This window comes from Pseudonocardia terrae (assembly GCF_021343995.1).
Taxonomy (GTDB): domain Bacteria; phylum Actinomycetota; class Actinomycetes; order Mycobacteriales; family Pseudonocardiaceae; genus Pseudonocardia; species Pseudonocardia terrae.
Map to the genome: position 1 here is coordinate 88,791 of NZ_JAJTTE010000014.1, position 19,718 is coordinate 108,508.

19 protein-coding genes and 2 pseudogenes are annotated in these 19,718 nt (G+C 73.7%); 7 read left to right on the plus strand and 14 right to left on the minus strand.

The annotated features are described in order from the left end of the window. Window positions 1-53: 53 nt before the first annotated feature. A complete protein-coding gene (locus LWC33_RS11895) occupies window positions 54-1,094 on the minus strand; it encodes a zinc-dependent alcohol dehydrogenase family protein (RefSeq protein ID WP_233304356.1) in 1,041 nt (346 codons plus the stop codon). Window positions 1,095-1,173: 79 nt separating this feature from the next. Next, window positions 1,174-1,587: a hypothetical protein gene (locus LWC33_RS11900; protein WP_233304357.1), complete on the minus strand. Its 414-nt coding sequence runs from the start codon at window positions 1,585-1,587 to the stop codon at window positions 1,174-1,176. Between the two features lie 107 nt (window positions 1,588-1,694). Between LWC33_RS11900 and LWC33_RS11905 the strand changes: the two genes are divergently transcribed. Next, window positions 1,695-2,267, plus strand: a complete 573-nt coding sequence (locus tag LWC33_RS11905) for a DUF6069 family protein (protein WP_233304358.1) — start codon at window positions 1,695-1,697, stop codon at window positions 2,265-2,267. 212 nt (window positions 2,268-2,479) lie between these two features. Further along, on the plus strand, window positions 2,480-3,679 hold the full coding sequence (locus LWC33_RS11910) for an MFS transporter (protein WP_233304409.1): 1,200 nt from the start codon (window positions 2,480-2,482) through the stop codon (window positions 3,677-3,679). Here LWC33_RS11910 and LWC33_RS11915 read toward each other — a convergent pair. From LWC33_RS11915 to LWC33_RS11925, 3 genes are read right to left on the minus strand one after another with little or no spacing between them, the layout of a single operon-like run. Beyond that, window positions 3,654-4,529, minus strand: coding sequence for a TIM barrel protein (locus tag LWC33_RS11915; RefSeq protein ID WP_233304359.1), 876 nt, complete (start codon window positions 4,527-4,529; stop codon window positions 3,654-3,656). The two genes, LWC33_RS11910 and LWC33_RS11915, sit on opposite strands and share 26 nt — an antisense overlap. Window positions 4,530-4,555: 26 nt before the next feature. After that, window positions 4,556-5,329 (minus strand): SDR family oxidoreductase, encoded by a 774-nt coding sequence (locus tag LWC33_RS11920; RefSeq protein ID WP_233304360.1) that lies wholly within the window; start codon window positions 5,327-5,329, stop codon window positions 4,556-4,558. After that, a complete protein-coding gene (locus tag LWC33_RS11925; protein ID WP_233304361.1) occupies window positions 5,330-6,505 on the minus strand; it encodes a phytanoyl-CoA dioxygenase family protein in 1,176 nt (391 codons plus the stop codon). A 221-nt stretch (window positions 6,506-6,726) separates the two neighbouring features. Here LWC33_RS11925 and LWC33_RS11930 point away from each other — a divergent pair, with 221 nt between their 5' ends. Further along, window positions 6,727-7,767, plus strand: coding sequence for a LacI family DNA-binding transcriptional regulator (locus LWC33_RS11930; RefSeq protein ID WP_233304362.1), 1,041 nt, complete (start codon window positions 6,727-6,729; stop codon window positions 7,765-7,767). Window positions 7,768-7,915: 148 nt separating this feature from the next. Here LWC33_RS11930 and LWC33_RS11935 read toward each other — a convergent pair whose 3' ends face one another. From LWC33_RS11935 to LWC33_RS11960, 6 genes and pseudogenes are all read right to left on the minus strand, one after another. After that, window positions 7,916-8,923, minus strand: coding sequence for a Gfo/Idh/MocA family protein (locus LWC33_RS11935; protein ID WP_233304363.1), 1,008 nt, complete (start codon window positions 8,921-8,923; stop codon window positions 7,916-7,918). Beyond that, window positions 8,920-9,966 carry a Gfo/Idh/MocA family protein gene (locus LWC33_RS11940; protein WP_233304364.1) on the minus strand — a complete coding sequence of 349 codons (1,047 nt, stop codon included), beginning with the start codon at window positions 9,964-9,966 and terminating at the stop codon, window positions 8,920-8,922. The genes LWC33_RS11935 and LWC33_RS11940 overlap by 4 nt, the downstream gene beginning before the upstream one ends. A 79-nt stretch (window positions 9,967-10,045) precedes the next feature. Further along, window positions 10,046-10,861: an ATP-binding cassette domain-containing protein gene (locus LWC33_RS11945; protein ID WP_233304365.1), complete on the minus strand. Its 816-nt coding sequence runs from the start codon at window positions 10,859-10,861 to the stop codon at window positions 10,046-10,048. Window positions 10,862-10,875: 14 nt separating this feature from the next. After that, on the minus strand, window positions 10,876-11,946 hold the full coding sequence (locus LWC33_RS11950) for an ABC transporter permease (protein ID WP_233304366.1): 1,071 nt from the start codon (window positions 11,944-11,946) through the stop codon (window positions 10,876-10,878). A 70-nt stretch (window positions 11,947-12,016) separates the two neighbouring features. Beyond that, complete coding sequence (locus LWC33_RS11955) at window positions 12,017-12,994, minus strand: substrate-binding domain-containing protein (RefSeq protein ID WP_233304367.1); 978 nt, start codon at window positions 12,992-12,994, stop codon at window positions 12,017-12,019. A 44-nt stretch (window positions 12,995-13,038) separates the two neighbouring features. Beyond that, window positions 13,039-13,701, minus strand: a pseudogene (locus LWC33_RS11960) (Cgl0159 family (beta/alpha)8-fold protein); the annotation flags it as partial. A 198-nt stretch (window positions 13,702-13,899) separates the two neighbouring features. On the opposite strand from LWC33_RS11960, the gene LWC33_RS11965 reads away from it, so the two are divergent. From LWC33_RS11965 to LWC33_RS11980, 4 genes and pseudogenes are all read left to right on the plus strand, one after another. Next, window positions 13,900-14,655, plus strand: a complete 756-nt coding sequence (locus LWC33_RS11965; protein WP_308190933.1) for a GntR family transcriptional regulator — start codon at window positions 13,900-13,902, stop codon at window positions 14,653-14,655. A 39-nt stretch (window positions 14,656-14,694) separates the two neighbouring features. After that, window positions 14,695-15,027 (plus strand): annotated as a pseudogene (locus LWC33_RS11970) (LLM class flavin-dependent oxidoreductase); the annotation flags it as partial. A 196-nt stretch (window positions 15,028-15,223) separates the two neighbouring features. Next, complete coding sequence (locus LWC33_RS11975; protein ID WP_233304368.1) at window positions 15,224-15,397, plus strand: hypothetical protein; 174 nt, start codon at window positions 15,224-15,226, stop codon at window positions 15,395-15,397. Window positions 15,398-15,540: 143 nt separating this feature from the next. Continuing rightward, window positions 15,541-16,296 (plus strand): DUF3152 domain-containing protein, encoded by a 756-nt coding sequence (locus LWC33_RS11980; RefSeq protein ID WP_233304369.1) that lies wholly within the window; start codon window positions 15,541-15,543, stop codon window positions 16,294-16,296. A 46-nt stretch (window positions 16,297-16,342) separates the two neighbouring features. Here the strand turns inward: LWC33_RS11980 and LWC33_RS11985 are convergent, their stop codons facing one another. The 3 genes from LWC33_RS11985 to LWC33_RS11995 are packed head-to-tail and all read right to left on the minus strand — an operon-like array spanning window position 16,343 to window position 19,700. Next, entirely contained in the window at window positions 16,343-17,683 is a 1,341-nt protein-coding gene (locus LWC33_RS11985) for an ABC transporter substrate-binding protein (RefSeq protein WP_233304370.1), read from the minus strand. Next, a complete protein-coding gene (locus LWC33_RS11990; protein ID WP_233304371.1) occupies window positions 17,683-18,822 on the minus strand; it encodes a branched-chain amino acid ABC transporter permease in 1,140 nt (379 codons plus the stop codon). The genes LWC33_RS11985 and LWC33_RS11990 overlap by 1 nt, the downstream gene beginning before the upstream one ends. Continuing rightward, complete coding sequence (locus LWC33_RS11995) at window positions 18,822-19,700, minus strand: branched-chain amino acid ABC transporter permease (RefSeq protein WP_233304372.1); 879 nt, start codon at window positions 19,698-19,700, stop codon at window positions 18,822-18,824. Before LWC33_RS11995 ends, LWC33_RS11990 begins: the two co-directional genes overlap by 1 nt. Between the last annotated feature and the right edge of the window lie 18 nt (window positions 19,701-19,718).

Sequence of the window (19,718 nt, forward strand, 5' to 3'; positions counted from 1 at the left end):
TGATGCGCAATTTCAGGCCCCGGAAGCGCACTATGGCTCCATAGTGCGCTTCCTCAGCGGACGCGCAGGACGGGCTTGCCGGGGGCGCGGTCGGGGGAGTCGAGGTAGGCGTGGGCGGCGGCGACGTCGTCGAACGCGAAGACCCGGTCGATCACCGGACGCAGCGCCCCGCACGCCAGGCCCGCCCGCACGAACGCGACCGCCCGGCGCAGCGCCGCCGGGTCGCCGGTGACCTCGAAGACCCGGTAGCGGCGCAGCCACACGGCCGCGTACCCGCCGCCGGGCAGAGGAGTGGGCAGCCCGGACAGCCCACCGTGCACGATCACGCTCGCTCCGGGGGCGCAGGCCTTCACCAGCTGGTCGACCTGCGGGCCGCCGACGGCGTCGAGGACCAGGTGCGCGCCCGCCGGCCCGCCCGGATCGGCGCGGTCCAGCGCGGTGCGCAGGGCGTCGGCGAGGGAACCGCCGCCGGGGACCTCCCGCCCGTCGCCGTCGTGGGGCCCGGTCACCACCACCTCGGCGGCCCCCGCCTCGCGCAGCGCCGCCTCCGGACCCGGCACCGGGACGGTCGCGACCGGCACGGCGCCGAGATACCGGAGGACCTGCAGCGCCGCCACGCCGATGCTGTTCGCCGCGGCCGTGACGACGACGCGGTCCCCGGACCGCACCCGCAGGACCTCGGCGACCATCCCGTACACGGTCACGTACGGCATCCATACCGCCGCGCCCGTCACGGCGTCCATCCCGTCCGGACGCCGGACCAGCGCCCCGGCTGGCACCACGGCCTCCTCGGCGTAGACGGGGTAGTCGTTCTGCGAGAAGGCGGGGACCACGCTGACGGCGTCGCCCGGCGCCCAGCCGGTGACCCCCGGCCCGACCTCGACGATCTCGCCTGCCGCCTCCGTGCCCAGCCCCGCCGGCAGGCGCGGGTCCTCGAGGTAGGTGCCGCGGCGGAAGTTGACCTCCGCCCGGTTCAGGCCGACGGCGTCGACCCGGATCCGGACCTCGCCGCGGCCCGGCGCGCGGACCGGGAGGTCCTCGACGCGCAGCACCTCGGGTCCGCCGAGCTCGTGAAATCTGATGGTCCGGGCCACGGGAGGATTCTGCCCTTTTCTGATCACGCGGACGCCCGGCGGTGACGGTGCGGCCGCCCGGGGGCGGCACCCCGACCGGTCAGCCCTGCTTGCGGGCCGCGTTCTCGGCCCGGCGCAGCACGGCCGCCGAGATCCGGACCACCGAGGAGTCGACGATCACCGCGGCGATGCCCCACGGCCCGACCCAGCCGGACACGGGGTGCCCGCCGGTCGCGAGCGCGGCGCCCAGTACGCCGAGGAAGCTCGCCACGCCGAGCATGCCGAACACCGCGGTGCCGAGCACGACGTGCGGCACCGGCCGCGCGATCAGCAGCGCGACGATGACCAGCGCCGCCGCGCAGAGGACGCCGGAGAGCACCTGCGCCCACAGCGCCCCGCTCACGACGGCCAGCCCGCCGTGCGCGACGGCCGAGGCGGCGACCAGCCCGAGGAGGAGCTTCGGCGGCTGCAGGGTGTCGCCCGGGAGCGCGGGCGGGATGGGGTCGGCGGGCACGGGCCCAGGGTAGGCCCACCCGGTCGTGGCGCCGTGGCGCCTTGGTCGGCGGGTGCCGCGCCGCCAGACTCCCCCCGACGACGTGCGGTGCGGCGAGGGGAAACGGAATGTCCGGCGGTTACGGATCGGGCGGCGGGTACGGCACCTGGGACCGCGGGGACGAGACCCGGCGGCTCCCCGACCACGACCCGCAGTACGGCGCGGCGCAGCAGTACGGGGACCAGCCGTACGCGCAGGAGCACGAGCCGCCCCGCGCGCCGAAGCCCTCGGTCGACGCGGGCCGGCTGTGGGCGGCCGGTGTGGCCACGGCGATCGTCGCGGCCCTGATCGCGATGGTCGGGACGCTCGTCGTGCGTGCGGTGCTGCGGATCGCCTTCAACGGCCCGGCGAGCTCCGGCGCGCTCGGCGACTCGCGCACCGTCCTGCTGTGCATCCTCTCCGCGGTGGCCGCGCTGGCGGCGACGGGTCTCGCCCACCTGCTGCTGCTCTCCACGCCCCGGCCGATGACCTACCTGACGTGGATCGTCGGGCTCGTCACCGTGGTCGCGGCCCTCCTCCCGCTGCTCGGCTCCGCACCGATCGGCGAGCGCGTGGCGAACGCGGTGATCCATCTGGTGATCGGGTTGGTGATCAGCAGCCTGGTGGCCGGCGCCGGGGCCTCGGCGCGCCGGATGCGCTGAGCCGCTCCGTCGGCGTCCTTTCTCGGCATCCTTCCGCGGCGGGGCGGGGCCCGCTCCCCGGAGTGACGCGGCGCTGACGTGCGCATCGCTCCCCGCGGTGAGTCCTGCGGACCGGCGTCCGGCGAGGCAGGGTGGCGGGCGTGGCGGGCGTGGCGGGCACGGCGGGGCTGGGGCGCGGCGGGTTGGGGCGCGGCGGGTTGGGGCGCGGCGGGTTGGGGCGCGGCGGGTTGGGACGCGGCGGGCTGCGCCGGGTGCTCGCCGTGCTGTGCGTCACCGAGGTGACCAGCTGGGGCGTGCTCTACTACGCCTTCCCGGTCCTCGCGCCGACGCTCTCCCGGGAGACCGGCTGGTCGATCGGCGCGGTCACCGGCGCCTTCTCGGCCGGGCTGGTCACGTCCGCGCTGGTGGGGATCCCGGTCGGTCGCGTCCTCGACCGGTGGGGGCCGCGGTGGATCATGACGGGGGCGTCCGCCGTCGGGGTACCCGCGATCGCCGCGGTCGCGCTCGCGCCCTCGTTCCCGCTGTTCCTCGGCGCCTGGCTGCTCGCGGGGTTCGCGATGGCCGGCACCTTGTACCCACCCGCGTTCGCCGCGCTCACCCGCTGGTGGGGGCCGCGACGGGTCACCGCGCTCACCGCCGTCACGTTGCTCGGCGGGCTGGCCAGCACGGTGTTCGCCCCGCTCACCGCCACGCTGCTCGGGCACCTCGGCTGGCGGCACGCCTACCTCGTGCTCGCCGGCGTGCTCCTGGTCGTGACCGTCCCGGCGCACCTCGTCGGGCTGCGCGGGCCGTGGCCCCGCGCCCCCGCCCCGGAGAACGGCCTGCACGCCGATCCCGGACCGATCGCCCGCAGCCGCCCGTTCGTGCTGGTCACGGTCGCGATCGGGCTCGGCGCCTTCACGGCGTTCGCGGTCGTGGTGAACCAGGTCCCGCTGCTGCTGCAACGGGGCCTGTCCACCGGCACCGCGGCGTGGGCGCTGGGCCTCGGCGGGATCGGGCAGGTGCTCGGCCGGCTGGGCTACGGACGGCTCAGCGCCCTGCCCGCGCGCGGTCGGTCCGTGCTCGTGCTCGGCGCGCTCGCCGGGACCACCCTGGTCCTCGGCCTGACCCCGGGGCCGGTCCCGCTGCTCGTCGCGCTGGGGATGCTGACCGGGGCCGCGCGCGGGGTCTTCACCCTGCTCCAGGCGACGGCGGTGAGCGACCGGTGGGGCGCGGCGCACTACGGGCGGCTGAGCGGCATCCTCTCCGCGCCCGCGATGACCGCCACCGCGGTCGCCCCGTGGGCCGGTGCCACCCTCGCCGCCGCGCTCGGCGGCTATCCCGAGCTGTTCGTGCTGCTCGCCGCCGTGGGCGCGGCGGCCGCGCTCCTCGCCGTCGGGACCCGGGTCAGGACCGGGCCAGCAGGGTCCTGAGCTGCTCGACGCTGGTGTGCACGTCGCCCGCCGGGCCGACGCCGGTGGGCGCCTCGGTGAGGATCGTGTCCTGCTCCAGCACGTACCAGCCCTGGTAGTCGCGGCCGCGCAGGCTCGCGACGATCGAGCCGAAGTCGACGTCCCCGGTGCCGAGCGGGCGGTACATGCCGGCCCGTACGGCCTCGGTGTAGGTCCGTCGCCCGTCCTGGACCTGGCGGGCCAGGCCGAGGTCGACGTCCTTGAAGTGGGTGTGCGCCACCCGCTCCGGGGCCTGGCGGGTGAGCTCGGCCGGGTCGGTGCCGCCGATCAGCAGGTGCCCGGTGTCCAGGCACAGCGCGATCGACGAGCCCTCGAGCACGCGCCGGACGTCGTCGCCGGTCTCGACCATGGTCCCGACGTGCGGGTGCAGCACGGTCTCGATCCCCGCCGCGGCGGCGACCGCGCTGATCCGGTCGAGGTTGAGCAGGAGGGTCTTCCAGCCGGCGTCGTCGAGCTCGGGGCGGGAGTCGTAGCCGGTGAGGCCCGTGTCGGCGGAGAGCACGAGGGTGCCGGCCGCGGCCGCGGCGTAGCCCGGCAGCAGCGCCTCGACGCCGGGGACGGGGTCGTGGTCGGGCAGGTGCAGCAGGGTCGGGGTGAAGCCGCCGACCGCGGTCAGGTGGTGCGCGGCGAGCGTCGCGGCCTTGGCGGCGGCGTCGGGGGGCAGGAAGCCGTCCGGGCCGAACTCGGTGGCGACCAGCCCCACCTCGGCCATCTCGGCGAGCACGCGCTCGGGGGTGAGCTGGTAGCCCCAGCCGGGGACCTCGCACACGCCCCAGGAGATGGGGGCGCCGGCGATCTTGGGAGTGGACATCGGTGTGCCTCTCGGGAGGTGGGGGATCAGTCGTGGGCGCCGATCACGGCCTGGTCCCAGTCCAGGACGGACCCGGTCACCACGCCGCTGCGGTCGGAGAGCAGGAGGACGACCATCTCGGCGATCTCGTCCGGGTCGGCGAGGCGGCCGGCGGGCAGCCGCTCCGCGGCGCGCTCGCGCCAGTCGTCGCCGGCGTCGTGGAACCGGCGCTGGGTGAGGTCCTCGCCCTCGGTGTCGGTCCAGCCGATGTTCAGCTGGTTGATCCGGATCCGGTCGAACCGGTGGGCGTGCGCGGCGTTCTTCGTCAGGCCCGCGAGGCCCGCCTTGGCCGCGACGTACGGAGCGAGGACGGGTGCGCCGCCGTTGGCCGCCTCGGAGCCGATGTTGACGATCGACCCGGGCGCCTTGCGCCGCAGCATGTCCTGCACGACGGCCTGCATCGCGAAGAACGGGCCCTTGAGGTTGACCGCGATCTGCCGGTCGAACAGCTCCGGGGTGGTGTCGACGAGGCTCCCGCGGTCGGTGAGGCCCGCGGCGTTGACCAGCCCGTCGACCCGGCCGAACTCGGCGACCACGGAGTCGACGGCGGTGCGCACCTGCGCGGGGTCGGCGACGTCGCAGGGCCGGTACAGGGCGGTCGCGCCCAGCTCGCGCAGCTCGGCGGCCACCTTCTCGCCCGGCTCCCGGCGGCGGCCCGTGACGGCGACCGAGGCCCCGGCCCGCGCGGCGGCGCGGGCGACGGCGGCGCCGACCCCCGACGTCCCGCCGCTGACCAGTACGACCTTGTCCTGCAACAGCATTCAGAAGCCTCGCTTCGCGGAGTGGGCCGCGAGGGTCGCGGCGAAGGTCTCGTCGTCGTGGCCGAGCAGGACCGCCTCGGTGAGCAGGTCGGCCTGCGAGGGCGGGGCCAGCCCGCCGACCGGCGGGTCGCGGTCCAGGTCGGTGGGGAAGGCGTAGCCCTCGGCCGAGGCCGCGATGACCTGGCGCAGCTGCGCCTCGTCGGCGCCGGCGGCCCGCATGCGGCGCAGTGCGGGCAGTACCGCGCGGCACACCCGCGCCCGGTCGACGTGCTCCATGGCCCGCCCGAAGGGCGACGAGACCTGCAGCAGGTTGGCGATCCGCCGGACGTCGGCCGAGCGGTTGGTGCCGGCCCCGTGCAGCAGCGCCGGGTTGAAGAACGCCGCGTCGCCGGTCGCCAGCGGCAGCTGGACGTGGTGCTCGGCGAAGTAGGCCAGGAACTCCTCGTGCTCGGCCACCAGGTAGCCGTGCGCGTACTTCTGGGAGTGCGGCAGGTAGAGCGTCGGCCCGGTCTCGACCGGCATGTCGCAGTGCGCGACGGCGCCCTGCAGCGTCAGTGCCGGCGTCAGCGCGTGCTGGTGGGCGGGGTAGCGGGCCGCACCGGCGGGGCTCATGAAGCCGAGGTGGTAGTCGCGGTGCGGGGACTGCGCCTTGCCACCGGGGTTCACGACGTTGACCTGGCTCGTGATCTGGTACGCCGGGCCGAGCCAGGCCTCGGAGACCAGGGCGAGGACGTCGTTGGCGTAGTAGGCGGCGAAGGTGTCCGGGTCGGCGACCGCGAGCTTCTCCAGGGCGTTCCAGATCCGGTCGTTGCTGCCCGGCGCGGCGAAGTGGTCGCCGACGGCGGCGCCGGCGGCCTTCTGCCGCTCGATCAGCGCGAAGAAGGCGTCCGTGGCCCGGTCGACGACGGCGTGGTCCGGGTAGGCGCCGGTGATCACGACGATCCCGGGGCCGTCGAGGAGGGCGCGCACCAGCTCGGCCTGGACCGCGCGGCGTCCGTCGCCGGCGGCCTCCCGGCGCAGCCGCTCGCCGTCGTAGACCGTGACGCCCGAGACGAGCTCGGCGAGGGGGAAGGCCGCCGGATCGGTCTCCTGCTCGACGACGGTGCGCAGGTCGTCGAGGCGGGCGTCGGCCGGGTCGAGCCACACGGGCGCGTGCGGGCGGACGGAGCTCGTCATCGAAGGTCCTCCGGGGATCGTGGGGCGGATCGTGACCGCCGGGAGCGCCGAGGTTTTAAAGCGCTTCAAACGCGAGTATCGTCCAGGCCGCGGAGGGTGGTGTCAAGGGGCTCCACGGCTCGTTCCGACGCGTCGTGGAACCACACTGCGATCGAAGACGCGGCTGGGGCGCGTTGTGGTTCCATACGGCGGGCTGCAGCGGGGTGCGGCGAGGAGGTGGGATGGCGGGCAACGGCGGTCGCCGGGTCCGGCTCGACGACGTGGCGGCCGAGGTCGGCGTCTCGCCCGCCTCCGTGTCGCTGGTGCTGCGCGGGGCGCCCGGCCCGAGTGCCGAGACCCGCGCCCGGGTCCTCGACGCGGCGCAGCGCCTCGGCTACCGCCCCGACCGCGCCGCGAGCCTGCTGGCCCGCCGCCGCAGCCGACTGATCGGCCTGCTCATCGACGTCCGCAGCCCCTTCCACGCCGACGTCGCCGAGCACCTGCAGGACGCCGCCGAGGCCCGCGGCTACGACCTCGTGCTCTCCACCATCACCCGCAGCCGGGGCGAGGACCGGGCGGTCGAGACGCTCCTCGACTCCCGGTGCGAGGCGCTCGTCCTCATCGGCCCGGACGCGCCCGTCGCGCGGTTGAGCGAGCTGGCGGCGACGGTCCCGCTGGTGCTGCTCTGCCGCCGTCTCGACCCGCCGCCGGGTGCGGACCGGCCTCGGCCCGACGTCGTGCGCACCGCCGACGAGGCCGGCACGGCGCTGGCCGTCGACCACCTGCACGGCCTGGGACATACCGCGATCGCGTACGTCGACGGCGGCCCCGGCACCGTCGCGCAGGACCGTCGCGAGGGCTACCTCCGCGCGATGGCGGCCCGCGGGCTGCCGCCGCGGGTCCTGCCGGGCCACGGCACCCCGTCGGGCACCGAGACCATCGGGATCCGGGCCGCCGAGGCCCTGCTCGCGGAGGACGACCTGCCCACCGCCGTCGTCGCCTTCAACGACCGGACCGCCGTCGGCCTGCTCGACGCGCTGGCCCGCAACGGGATCGACGTCCCCGGCCGGGTCTCTGTGGTCGGCTACGACGACGACCCGCTCGCCCGCATGGCCCACGTCGGCCTGACGACCGTGGGTCAGGACACGGCGGGCCTCGCCGGCCGGGCCGTCGAGGCCGTGGTCGCCCGGCTGGACGGCGACCGCGCCGAGGCGGGCCCCGAGCAGGTGCTCGAGCCCTACCTCACCGTCCGCCGCACCACCGCCCCACCCCGCTCGTCCTGAGCGGGCGCACGAGGTCGGTGAAGCTGCCCACTGATCGCGGTATGGCTCCGTAACGCGATCTCCGACGGCTCCTGGGCGCGTTATGGAGCCATAACGCGAGCTCGGGCGTGCTCTGAACGCGTTCTGGAACCATAACGCGACTTCCCGCTCAGCCCACCGCCGCCGCACTGGGGCGCAGGGGGAGGCCGGTGGCGAGGTAGATCGAGTCGAGCTGCTCCGCGATCTCCACGCTGAAGTCGGCGCCCGCGCCGCGGGGCAGCGGTGCGGTGCCGCCCACGTACTCCCGCAGCGCGGCGAGCTGGAAGTCGTAGGTCGGCGTGGTGCCGAGCCGCTCGACCCGCTCCTCGGTGCCGACCTGCACGATCAGCCGGTCGTCGCGATGCGGCAGGGGGAACATCGGCGCCATCACCGAGCCGCGCGTGCCGGTGACCTGGTGCGCCATCTCCCAGCCCGGTGCGGCGATGTGGCAGTGGATCCGGCCCTCCGCCCCGCCTGGGTAGCGGTAGGTGGCCTCGGCCCACTCGTCGACGCCGGGCGTGCGCTCGCCCGCCCGGGCGTCCGTCAGGGACGGCGCACCGCCGAGCCACGGCGTCGCCATCAGCAGCGTGTGCACCGCGTAGCAGCCGAGGTCCATCAGGGCGCCACCGGCGAGGGGGAGGGACCACCGGACGTCGTCGGGCGGGGGCGCGGGCATCCGCATCCGCGTCTCGACGGCCGTGACCTCGCCGATCTCGCCCGACGCCACCACCTCGGCGAGCCGCCGGTACAGCGGGTGGTGGAGGTAGTGGTAGCCGACGAACACCGGGACCCCACCGGCCGCGGCGGCATCGCGCACCTCGCGGCACTCGGCGGCTGTGCCGGCGAAGGGCTTCTCGGCGAACAGCGCCTTGCCCGCGACGACGATCCGCTGGTTCCACGGTGCGTGCAGGGCGTTCGGCAGCGCGTTGTAGACGACGTCGACCTCGGGGTCGGCGAGCAGGGCCGCGTAGTCGTCGACGACGCGTTCCACCCCGAACCGGCGGGCGAACGCCTCCGCCCGCGCCCGGTCCCGCGCGGCGACGGCGACGAGCCGGTCCTCGGTCGTCGCCGACGGCCGGACGAGGGCCTCGTCGGCGATCCGGGACGCGCCCAGCAGCCCGATCCGCAGCCCGGTCACATACTCACCTCGCTGACGGAGGCCCGCGCGTAGCCCGCGCCCGTGTACCGGACGGCGACGGTCCGGCCGGTCCGCCAGGAGTCGTCCGCGGCCTCGGCGAGGTCGAACGCGGCGAGCGCGTCCGCCCCGGAGACCCGCACCGGGGAGCGGTCGAGGACCGCGCGGGCGAAGCCGTCGAGCTCGGCGGCGTAGGCCAGCGGGTAGCGCTCCTGGAAGTCGGCGACGAGGTCGCGGCTGGTCAGGCAGGGGGTGCGCCACTCGTAGCCGTGGCGGTAGGGGTTGTCGATGCGTGCGGTGGCGCGGCTGCCCATGACCTCGGTGGAGCACTCGTAGCCGTAGCCCGAGGCCCGGCTGTTGTCGATCACACCGAGCGCGCCCGAGGCGAACCGGAGCACCACGACGGCGGTGTCGACGTCGCCGACGGCCGCGAAGCCCTCCGGGTCGGAGACGGCGGCGCCGTGCGCGGTCACCTCGACGACCTCGCCGACGAGCCAGCGGGCGACGTCGAGGTCGTGCACGGTGACATCGCGGAAGAACCCGCCCGAGCCGGCGAGGAACGACGCCGGCGGCGAGGCCATGTCCCGCAGCGAGCTGCGGAAGAGCGCGACCTCGCCCAGCTCGCCGGCCCGGATGCGCTCGGCCACGGCGGCCCAGTCCGGGTCGAAGCGCCGGTGGAAGCCGACCTGGAACTGCACGCCGGTCCGCTCCACCTCCTCGACGGTGGCGACGGTCGTCGCCCGGTCCAGCGCGATCGGCTTCTCGCAGAACACGTCCCGGCCCGCCCGTGCGGCGGCGACGGTCATCGGGGCGTGGGCGCCGGTCGGCGTCGCGATGGCGACGGCCTCGGTGGCCGGGTGCGCGAGCAGCTCCTCGAAGCTCGCGGTCCACGGCACGCCGTAGCGCTCGCCGGCCACCCGGGCGACCGCGGGGTCGGCGTCGTAGACCGCGCCGAGCCGGGCGACGGAGCACCGCCCGGCGAGGTTGTCGGCGTGGATGCGGCCCATGCGGCCGAGGCCGGCGAGGCCGATGCGGAGCGTGCTCATGGAGTCCTCTCGGGGTGGGGGTGGGCACACGCGTACGGCCGGTCCCCGTGGTGCGGGGACCGGCCGGGGACGCGCGCGGTCAGCGCTTGAGCTCGTGGGCGAGCTCCGCGAGCTCCTGGCCGCCGGCCATCTCGGCGGTCAGCTCCTCGAGGGAGACCTCGGAGCGCTTCCTGTCCAGCACCCGGCGGCCCAGCTTCAGGATGATGAAGTGGTCGCCGACCATGTAGGCGTGGTGCGGGTTGTGGGTGATGAACACGACGCCCAGGCCGGCGTCGCGGGCGGCGGCGGTGTACTTGAGCACCACGCCGGACTGCTTGACCCCGAGCGCGGCGGTGGGCTCGTCGAGGATCAGCACCCGGGCCCCGAAGTACACGGCGCGGGCGATCGCGACACATTGGCGCTGCCCGCCGGACAGGGTGCCGATGGGCTGGTTGATGTCCTTGACGAAGATGCCCATCTTCTTCAGCTCGGAGTCGGCGATCTCGCGCATCGCGGTGATGTCGAGCGGGGCGCCGGGCCAGCGGCCCTTGCGCAGCTCGGAGCCGAGGAAGAAGTTGCGCCAGACCTCCATCAGCCCGACGACGGCGAGGTCCTGGTAGACGGTGGCGATGCCGTGGTCCAGGGACTCGCGGGGGCTGCCGAAGTGCACCTCCTTGCCGTCGACCTTGACCGTGCCCTCGGTGTGCGGGTGCAGGCCCGAGATGATCTTGATGAGGGTGGACTTGCCGGCGCCGTTGTCGCCGAGCACGCAGGTGACCTCGCCGGCGTTGACGGTCAGGTTGACCCCCTCCAGGGCGCGGATGGCGCCGTAGGTCTTGCCGACGCCCTCCATCTCGACCAGGGGGGTGCCGACCTCGAGGCTGTGGTCGGCGTGTTCGATGATCGTGTCGGTCATTCCCGGTCACATCCCTACTTGCGCCGCGAGGCGGAGTTCTTGACGTACAGGTTGAGCAGGACCGCGAGCAGGAGCATGACGCCCAGGAAGGTCTTGAACCAGTTGGGGTCCCAGCCGGCGTAGACGATGCCCTGGGTGGTCATGCCGAAGATGAACGCGCCGATCGCCGCGCCGATCGCCGAGCCGTAGCCGCCGGTGAGCAGCGCGCCGCCGACGACCGCGGCCACGATGTAGATCAGCTCGTTGCCGACGCCGAGGCCGGCCTGCACGGTGGAGAAGTTGAACAGCAGGTGCTGGCCGAGGAACCAGGCGCAGAACGCGACGCCCATGAACAGCCCGATCTTGACCTTGGCGACCGGGACACCGACCGCGCGGGCGGAGTCCTGGTTGCCGCCGACGGCGAAGATCCAGTTGCCGGTGCGGGTGCGCAGCAGGATCCAGGTGGCGACCAGGGTGAACAGGATCCACCAGAACACCGAGGCCTTGACGCTGACGAAGCCGAGGTCGACGTCGGCGGCGAAGATGGCCTTGGCCGAGTCGAACCCGTCGAGCTCGGAGATGTTGTTGGTGGCCACGGCGCCGGTGAGCAGCTTGGTGACGCCGAGGTTGATGCCCTGGAGCATGAAGAAGGTCGACAGGGTGATCAGGAAGCTGGGCAGCTTGGTCTTGATCAGCAGCCAGCCGTTGAGGAAGCCGATGGCCAGCGCGATGACCAGGGACGCCACGGCGCCGACCCAGGCGTTGAGCGAGAACTGGTAGCTGATCATCGACGAGGCCAGGGCGGCCGTGGTGACCTGGACGCCGGACGACAGGTCGAACTCGCCGCCGATCATCAGCAGCGCCACGCCGAGGGCGACGATGCCGATGGTGGAGGCGGAGTAGAGGATCGTGGAGAAGGCTTCCGCGGTGCGGAAGGGCGGGGCGATCGCGAAGAAGAACACGAAGATCGCGATCGCCGCGGCGAGGGAGCCGACCTCGGGCCGGGAGAGGATGCGCGCGCCGAGGGAACGCTGCACGCGCACGGGCTCGGTGCCGGTGGACGGCGTGGACGGGGGCGACGGCGGGGTCGCGACTGGTGAGCTCATCGCTGGACGCTCCTGGGTCGGGTCCCGTCCGTGGGGGCCGCCGGGCGGCGGCCCCCACGGACGGATCGGGTCAGCGGGTGTTCTTCGCCGCGTACTCGGCGATCTTGCTGATGTTCGTGTTGTCGACGAAGGACGGGCCGGTGAGCACCGGCTTGCCGCCGCCGAGGTCGTTGCCGTTGGTCAGGTTCAGCCACAGCGACTGGACGGCCATGTAGCCCTGGACGTAGGGCTGCTGGTCGATGGAGAACTGGATCTGGCCGTTCTGGATGGCCTTGGCCACGTCGGCGTTGAGGTCGAAGGTCACGACCTTGGCCTGGCTGCCGGAGTCGGTCTTGGCCTGCAGCGCGGCGAGGGCGATCGGCGCGCCGAGGGTGACGACGTCGGTGATCGACGGGTCCTGCTGGAGCTTGGCCGCGATGGTCTGCTGGACCGAGGGCAGGTCGGCGCCGTTGACCTGCAGGTTCTCGGTGTTCGGGAGGCTCTTCTTGACGCCGGCGCAGCGCGCCTCCAGGGCCACCGAGCCCTGCTCCTGGACGACGCAGAGGGCCTTGCCGCCGCCGCTCTGCGCGATGCGCTGGCCGGCGGTCTGGCCGGCCAGGTCCTCGTCCGAGCCGAAGTACATCGGGATGTCGTACTTCTGGTACTCGTTGATGCCCGAGTTGAACGCGACCGTCGGGATGCCGGCCTTCACGGCCTTCTCGGCCGCCGGGCCGACCTGGTCGGCGTAGGCGAGGGTGACGGCGATGCCGTTGACCTTGGAGTCGATGGCGTTCTGGACCAGAGTGGCCTGCTGACCCGCGTCGTTGTTGTTCGAGTACTTCAGGTCGACGTTGAGCTCGCTGGCCGCCTGCTGCGCGCCCGCCCGGATCTTGTCCCAGAACGAGTCGCCCGGCTGCTCGTGCGTGATCATCGCGATCGTGAAGCGCTGGCTCGTGGCCGCGGTCGCATTGTTCTGGGCACCGCCCTGGCTGCTGCAACCGGCCGCGATGAGGGCCGCCCCCGCGAGGGTCGCCACGAGGGCGACGACCCGCTTGCTTGATCGGAACATCCTTGTCCTTCCCGAACTACTCATCGGTGAGTGGTGTGGTGCTTCTACAGCAACCGGACCGCGGCGTCGACGGCCCCCGAGACGTCGTCATCCGGTGGGTACAACAGGGACCGGCCGACGACCAGCCCCTGCACGGTGGGCAGGGCGAGCGCCTTGCTCCAGGTCGCGAAGGTGGCCGCCTGGTCGGCCGCCACCTCGCCGCCGAGGATCACCGCGGGGAGCGTGGTCGCCGCCATCGCACGTGCCATGTCCTCCCCGCCGTCCCCGATGATCGGCACCTTCAGCCAGGTGTAGGCCGACGTGGTGCCCAGGCCCGCGGCGACGGTCATCGCCCGGGTCATCGCCTCCATGGTCAGTTCGTTGCGGACCCGTCCGTCGATACGGCGGGACAGGAACGGCTCGACCATGGCCATCAGGCGGCGCCCGGCGAGGCCGGACACCGCACGCCCGCAGGACTCGAGCGTGGCGACGCTGGAGGCGTCGTCGGCGTCGATCCGCAGGAGCATCTTGCCGCCCTCGAACCCGGCGGCGGCGATGCTCGCGGGGTCGTAGGCGGTGAACCGGTCGTCGAGCTCGAAGGCGGTGCCGGCGAGGCCCCCGCGGTTCATCGAGCCGACGACGACCTTGTCGTCGAGGGCGCCCAGCAGGAGGAGGTCCTCCAGCACGTCCGGCGTGCCGAGCACGCCGTTGACGCCGGGACGGGAGAGGACGGCCTCACGCACCGAGACTCACGAGCGGCAGTGCCACGTGTCCCCTCCACCAGGCGACGCCCGGCAACCGTTGCCGGGCGGGTGATCGAATTCGTTGTGACTCCGAACACCGCCATAGGTGTACGCTCGTCAAGGCTGTACGTCAATGGTTTGTCCTGACATATTTTGTCAGGACATGGAAAGGAGCGGTGGGGCGTGGACCGACAGGCGAACGGAGCGTTGGTCCCGGACGTCACCCTCGACCGGACGAGTCCCGTGCCGCTCTACTACCAGGTCGCGACGAGGCTGCAGCAGCAGATCGAGGAGGGCGACATCCCCGTCGGCTCCCGGCTGGAGAACGAGGTCGAGCTGGCCGACCGGCTCGGGGTCTCCCGGCCGACCATGCGCCGCGCCATCTCCTACCTGGTCGAACGCGGGATGCTCGTGCGCAAGCGCGGCGTGGGGACCCAGGTCGTGCACCCCAAGGTCCGCCGGCCCGTCGAGCTCACGAGCCTCTACGACGACCTGCTCAAGAGCGGGCAGGCGCCCCGCACCGAGATCCGTGAGTTCGAGGTACGGCCCGCGCCGGACCAGATCGCGGAGGCCCTCGGGATCCCCTTCGGCGCCGAGGTCACCTGGATCGAGCGGCTGCGTTTCGCCGGCGACGAGCCGTTGGCGCTCATGCACAACGCCGTGCCCCTCGACGTGCTCCGGCTGCACCGGGAGGACCTGGAGCGCAACGGGCTCTACGACCTGCTCCGCGGCGCGGGGCACGTGCCGCGCATGGCGAACCAGGTCGTCGGGGCGCGCACGGCGAGCGCGGGGGAGGCGCGCATCCTCGACGAGGCGCGCGGCGCCCCGCTGCTCACCATGACCCGCACCGCCTGGGACGCCGCGGGCAAGGCCGTCGAGTACGGCTCGCACCTGTACCGCGCGAGCCGCTACTCGTTCGAGCTCAACCTCACCAGCTGACGCGGGAAGGTTGAACGCGCAACCAGCGTTGCCCGGGGCATGACGAAGAAGATCGGGTTCCTGTCGTTCGGGCACTGGCAGGACGCGCCCGGGTCGCGAACCCGCTCTGCCGCCGACGCCCTGCTGCAGACGGTGGAGCTGGCACAGGCCGCCGAGGAGCTCGGCGTCGACGGGGCGTACGTCCGCGTGCACCACTTCGAACGGCAGCTGGCCTCGCCGTTCCCGCTGCTGTCCGCGATCGCCGCCCGCACCAGCCGGATCGAGATCGGCGCCGGCGTGATCGACATGCGGTACGAGAACCCGCTGTACATGGCGGAGGAGGCCGCGGCCACGGACCTGATCAGCGGTGGGCGGCTGCAGCTCGGCGCCAGTTGGGCGTGGAGTACAACGCGCACCTCCTCGAGACGATCGTGCGGCACGTCGTGCCGGCCGTCGGCTGGTCGGACGCCGTCGCCGGAGTTCCTCAGATCTGACGATGTGAGCTGGTCCGGTTTCTGAAACACCCCCGGCGCCGCCGCCGTTGTCACCGGTGGACCGTGCTGGAACGTTCAAGAATCGGAGAAGTGAGATGAGTGAGCGCGTGCGTGCGCGGCTGCGGCTGCTGCACGACGAGTACGTCTCGGCGGTGAACTCCGCCGTCGAGGAGGGGCGCGAGGACCTGGTGGAGCGGCTGGTCGCCGACTACCCGGACGCCGCACTGCGGGTCATGGCCGAGTACGACGAGGTCCCGGACGCCGCCTGACCCGGCCGCTCGCCGCCGTCGATCACGGTCTTGCGACCAGGCGGTGAAGGGTGCGGCGCCCGGGGCCGGCTGGTGGCAGGCTCGCCGCCGTGCCATCACCCGGAGCGGCCTGCGCCCCGACCGCCCGCACGCGGAGCGGACGGGTGGCGGCGCTCCTGTGCCTGTCCGCCTGCCTGCTCCCGGCCTGCTCCCAGCAGGGTGTGGACCAGCTGGCCGCGAACCCCGGCGACCGCACCCCACCGGTCTCCGCACCCCCCACGCCGGCTCCGCCCCCCGCAGCCGCGTTCGCGGCACAGAGCGCGCCGCTGCCGAGCGCCGGCGCGGCCGCCCCCGTCCTCTCCGCGGACGACGTCCTGGCCGGCCTGACCGGGCGGGACGTGCCCCCCGACGGGGACGGCGACCTCGTGGTGGTGCCCGGCTCGACCCCGGCGCCGGGGCCCGGCCCGGTCCGCACGCTGAGCGTGGCGGTCGAGTCTGGTCTCCCCGTCGATGCGGGGGAGTTCGCAGCCTTCGTGATGACCACCCTGAACGACCCGCGGGGCTGGGGCGCGGGCGGCGTGATGTCCTTCGCCCGCACGGACGGGGAGGCGTCCATCCACCTGCTGCTCGCCACCCCGGGCACCACGAACCGGCTGTGTGCCCCGCTCGACACGGCGGGCGAGGTGTCCTGCCGCAACCAGGACCTGGTGGTGCTGAACTTCCGCCGCTGGGTGGACGCGACGGCGGAGTACGCCGACAACCCCACCGGCTACCGTCAGTACCTGGTGAACCACGAGGTGGGGCACGCGCTGGGGTACGGGCACGTCACCTGCCCGGGGCCGGGCATGCCCGCGCCCGTCATGCAGCAACAGACCCTCGGCCTGCAGGGCTGCACGCAGAACAGCTGGCCGAACCCGTGACGGGCCGGCCGGGACGTGCCCCGGCCGGCCCCTCGCGTCCCGGCTGTCAGGTCCCGCCCGGAGCCGCCGGAATCCCGTTGGGCGGCACGGGGGTCTCCCCGGCCGTCGCGTCGGTGATCGGGGCGTCGCCGTTGTTCGTGACCCGGACCGGGCCCAGTGCCGCGGTGCTGTCGCCGGTCACCCGGACGACCTTCGCGCCGGAGATGCCGCTGTGCTTGTCCGCGGTGAACCGGTACGGCGCGGCCCACGGGCCCGCGAACTGCGTGCCGCCCTTCTCGATCGCCTCGACCAGCCCCTCGCGGGTCGGGTTCGGCCCGGCGGCGAGCAGCGCCTGGACGAACGCGTAGCCCTGCGACATCCCGAAGATCCGGAAGTTGGTGAGGGCCCCGCCGTCGCCGTGCGCCTTCCAGATCGCGTCGAACTGTGCGGTCCACGCGTCCGACGGGTTGTCGGCGCGCGGCAGGTACTCGTCGGTGATCATCCCGTCGAGCAGGGCCGTGTCGGTCACCTGCCCCTGCGAGAACCGCCCGAGCAGCGACCCGACGAGCACGGGGTCCGCGCCGATGTTGCTGTACACCCACTGCGGCTTGTAGTTCAGCTTCAGGCCCTGCAGCTGCGTCAGCGCCGTGTAGGAGGGCACGTTGAAGCCGATGACGAGATCGGCGTCCGCCGCCTGCAGCGCGGACATCTGCGGCCCGATGTCAGTGTTGCCCGGGGTGTAGCGCTGCACGGACACGATCTGCTTGTCCAGGTACCGGCGGATGCCCCGCTCGGCGTCCTCGCCGACGTCGTCGTTCTGCAGGAACAGGCCGACCTTGGCCTGCGGGAAGGTCGTCGCGACGTGGTCGGCGAGGATCTTCGCCTCGATCTCGTAGTCCGGCTGCCAGCCGAAGGTCATCGGGTACTTCTGGGGCCGGTCCCACAGCAGCGAGCCGGAGGAGACGAAGAGGTCGGGCACGCCCTCGGCGTTGAGGGAGTCCAGCACCGCGCCGTGGGTCGGGGTGCCCAGCCCGCCCAGGATCGCGAAGACCTGGTCCTGCAGCACCAGCTCGTTGACGACCTGGCTGGTCTGGGTGGGGTTGTAGGCGTCGTCGCGGAAGACGTAGTCGATCTTCCGGCCGTTGACGCCGCCGTGCGCGTTGACCCAGTCGAAGTAGGCCTTGGTCCCGGTCGGGATCTCGCTGTAGCCCGGGGCGGCGACGCCGGTGAGCGGGAAGTGCGAGCCCACCTTGACCGAGTCGGCGGTGATGCCGATCGTCGAACCCCCGCCCGATCCTCCGCCGCCCGAGCCGGAGTCCGGCCGGCCGCCCGCCCCGCACCCCGCGAGCGCCAGGACGGCGCCGAGGGCGAGGGCCGCCAGCACCCGTACCCGCCTCGATCTGCGCATCAGGACCTCCCTGTCCTTTCCTCCGGCGCGCCGGCCGGAGCGGTCGTGCGTGCGCGCCACCGGGCCCGCACGGTCCCCACCACGCCGCCGGGCGCGAGCAGGATGACGAGAATGAGCACCGCGCCGTAGACGAAGGGCGCCAGTTGCGCGGCCTGCACGTCGGTGAGCCCGGCCGAGGTGCCGAGGTTGGTCACCGCGGGCGGCAGGAACACCAGCAGTGCGCTGCCCAGGACGGCGCCGAGGAGGCTGCCGAGCCCGCCCAGGACGACCGCCGTGAGCAGCGAGATCGACAGCACGATCGTGAACCCGGTCGGCGCGGCGAGGCGGACCACGACGCCGAGCACGCCGCCCGCGAGCCCGGCGCACGCCGCGCTGACCGTGAAGGCCAGCACCCGTACCCGGCTCAGCCGGACGCCGGCCAGCTCGGCGGCCACCTCGTCGTCGCGCACGGCCTTCCAGATCCGGCCGATCCGGCTCGCCGTCAGGTTGGCGAGCAGCAGGAACGCCACGATCGCGACCACCCAGCCGACGTAGGCGAGGTACTTGGCGCTGCTGGTCTCGTTGGCGGACAGGAAGTACACGGCGTCGGCGAACCAGTCCGGCGCTCGCGGGGAGGGGACCGGCAGGCCCTGCTCGCCGCCGAGCGCCTCGTCGAAATGGATCGCGAGCCCGGGCAAGGCGACGGCGAACGCCAGGGTGGCGCCGGCCAGGTACGGGCCCTTGAGCCGGGCGGCCGCGGCGCCGACGAGCACGCCGACCAGTGCGGTGATGCCCGCCGCGATCACCAGCACCACCAGCAGTGGGATGTCGGCGGGCAGCAGCAGGCCGGCCGTGTAGGCGCCGACGGCCATCAGCGCGCCGTGGCCCAGGGAGATCTGCCCGTTGAGCCCGGTGAGCACGGTCAACCCGGCCACGGCGATCGCGTAGTACGACATCGTGGCGAACTGGGAGTTCCGGAACGGCCCGGTCAGCTCCAGCACCAGCACCACGACGACCAGGGCCAGCAGCGCCAGTGCGGCGTGCCGGGCGAAGGTCGCCTTCGGCCGGAACCGCGCCGCGAGCCCCGCCCACCGGCCCGGTTCCCGTCCGGAGCGGGACGCGGTGCCCGCCTGCTCGGTGGGGCGTACCGGCGCGGCCATCAGACCCTCCGCGCCGCGGTGCGGGCGAACAGGCCCTGCGGCCGGACCAGCAGCACGGCAACCAGGACGGCGAGCGCGGCCAGCGGGACCAGGTCACTGCCGACGTAGCCGGTGACCAGCGCCAGGATCACGCCCATGGCCAGCCCGCCGACCACGGCGCCGCCGGGGGAGTCGAGCCCGCCGAGCACCGCCGCCACGAAGCCGTTGACGATCACGGTGTCCATGTAGGCCGGCCAGACCAGGCTGCCGCCCGCGATCAGCACGCCGGCGAGCGAGCCGACGAGCGCGGCCAGCGCCCAGCCGAGGGTGAGCATCCGGCCGACCGGTACGCCGAGCAGCCGAGCCACCTCGCCGTCGAACGCCGACGCGCGCATCCGCAGGCCGACGTCGGTGAACCGGAACAGCGCGACCAGCCCGAGCAGGACCACGGCGACCGCGCCGACGGTGATCAGCATGCTCGGGGTGAGCGCGATCGTCACGCCGCCGCGGGAGAAGCCCTCGAGCCCGGCCGGGGCCGGGAAGGACCGGAACTGGGCGCCGAAGAGGATCGAGGCCAGCGCCTGCAGCGCCACGAACAGGCCGAGGGTCACGATCACCGCGCCCAGTTCGTTGTGCGGCCCGACCCGGCGCACCACCACGCGCTCGACGCCGGCGCCCAGCACCAGGCCGGAGGCGAGGGCCACGAGCAGCCCGACCCACCAGCTCCCGGTCGACTCGACGACCAGCAGCGCCAGGTACGTGGTGAAGGCGGCCATCGCGCCCTGGGCGAAGTTCACCACCCGGGTCGACCGCCAGATCAGCACCAGGGCCAGTGCGAACGCGGCGTACACCGCGCCCTGGCCGAGGCCGGTGAGCAGGGTGTTCACGAACTGCAGCACGGGTCTCCTCCCGGTCGT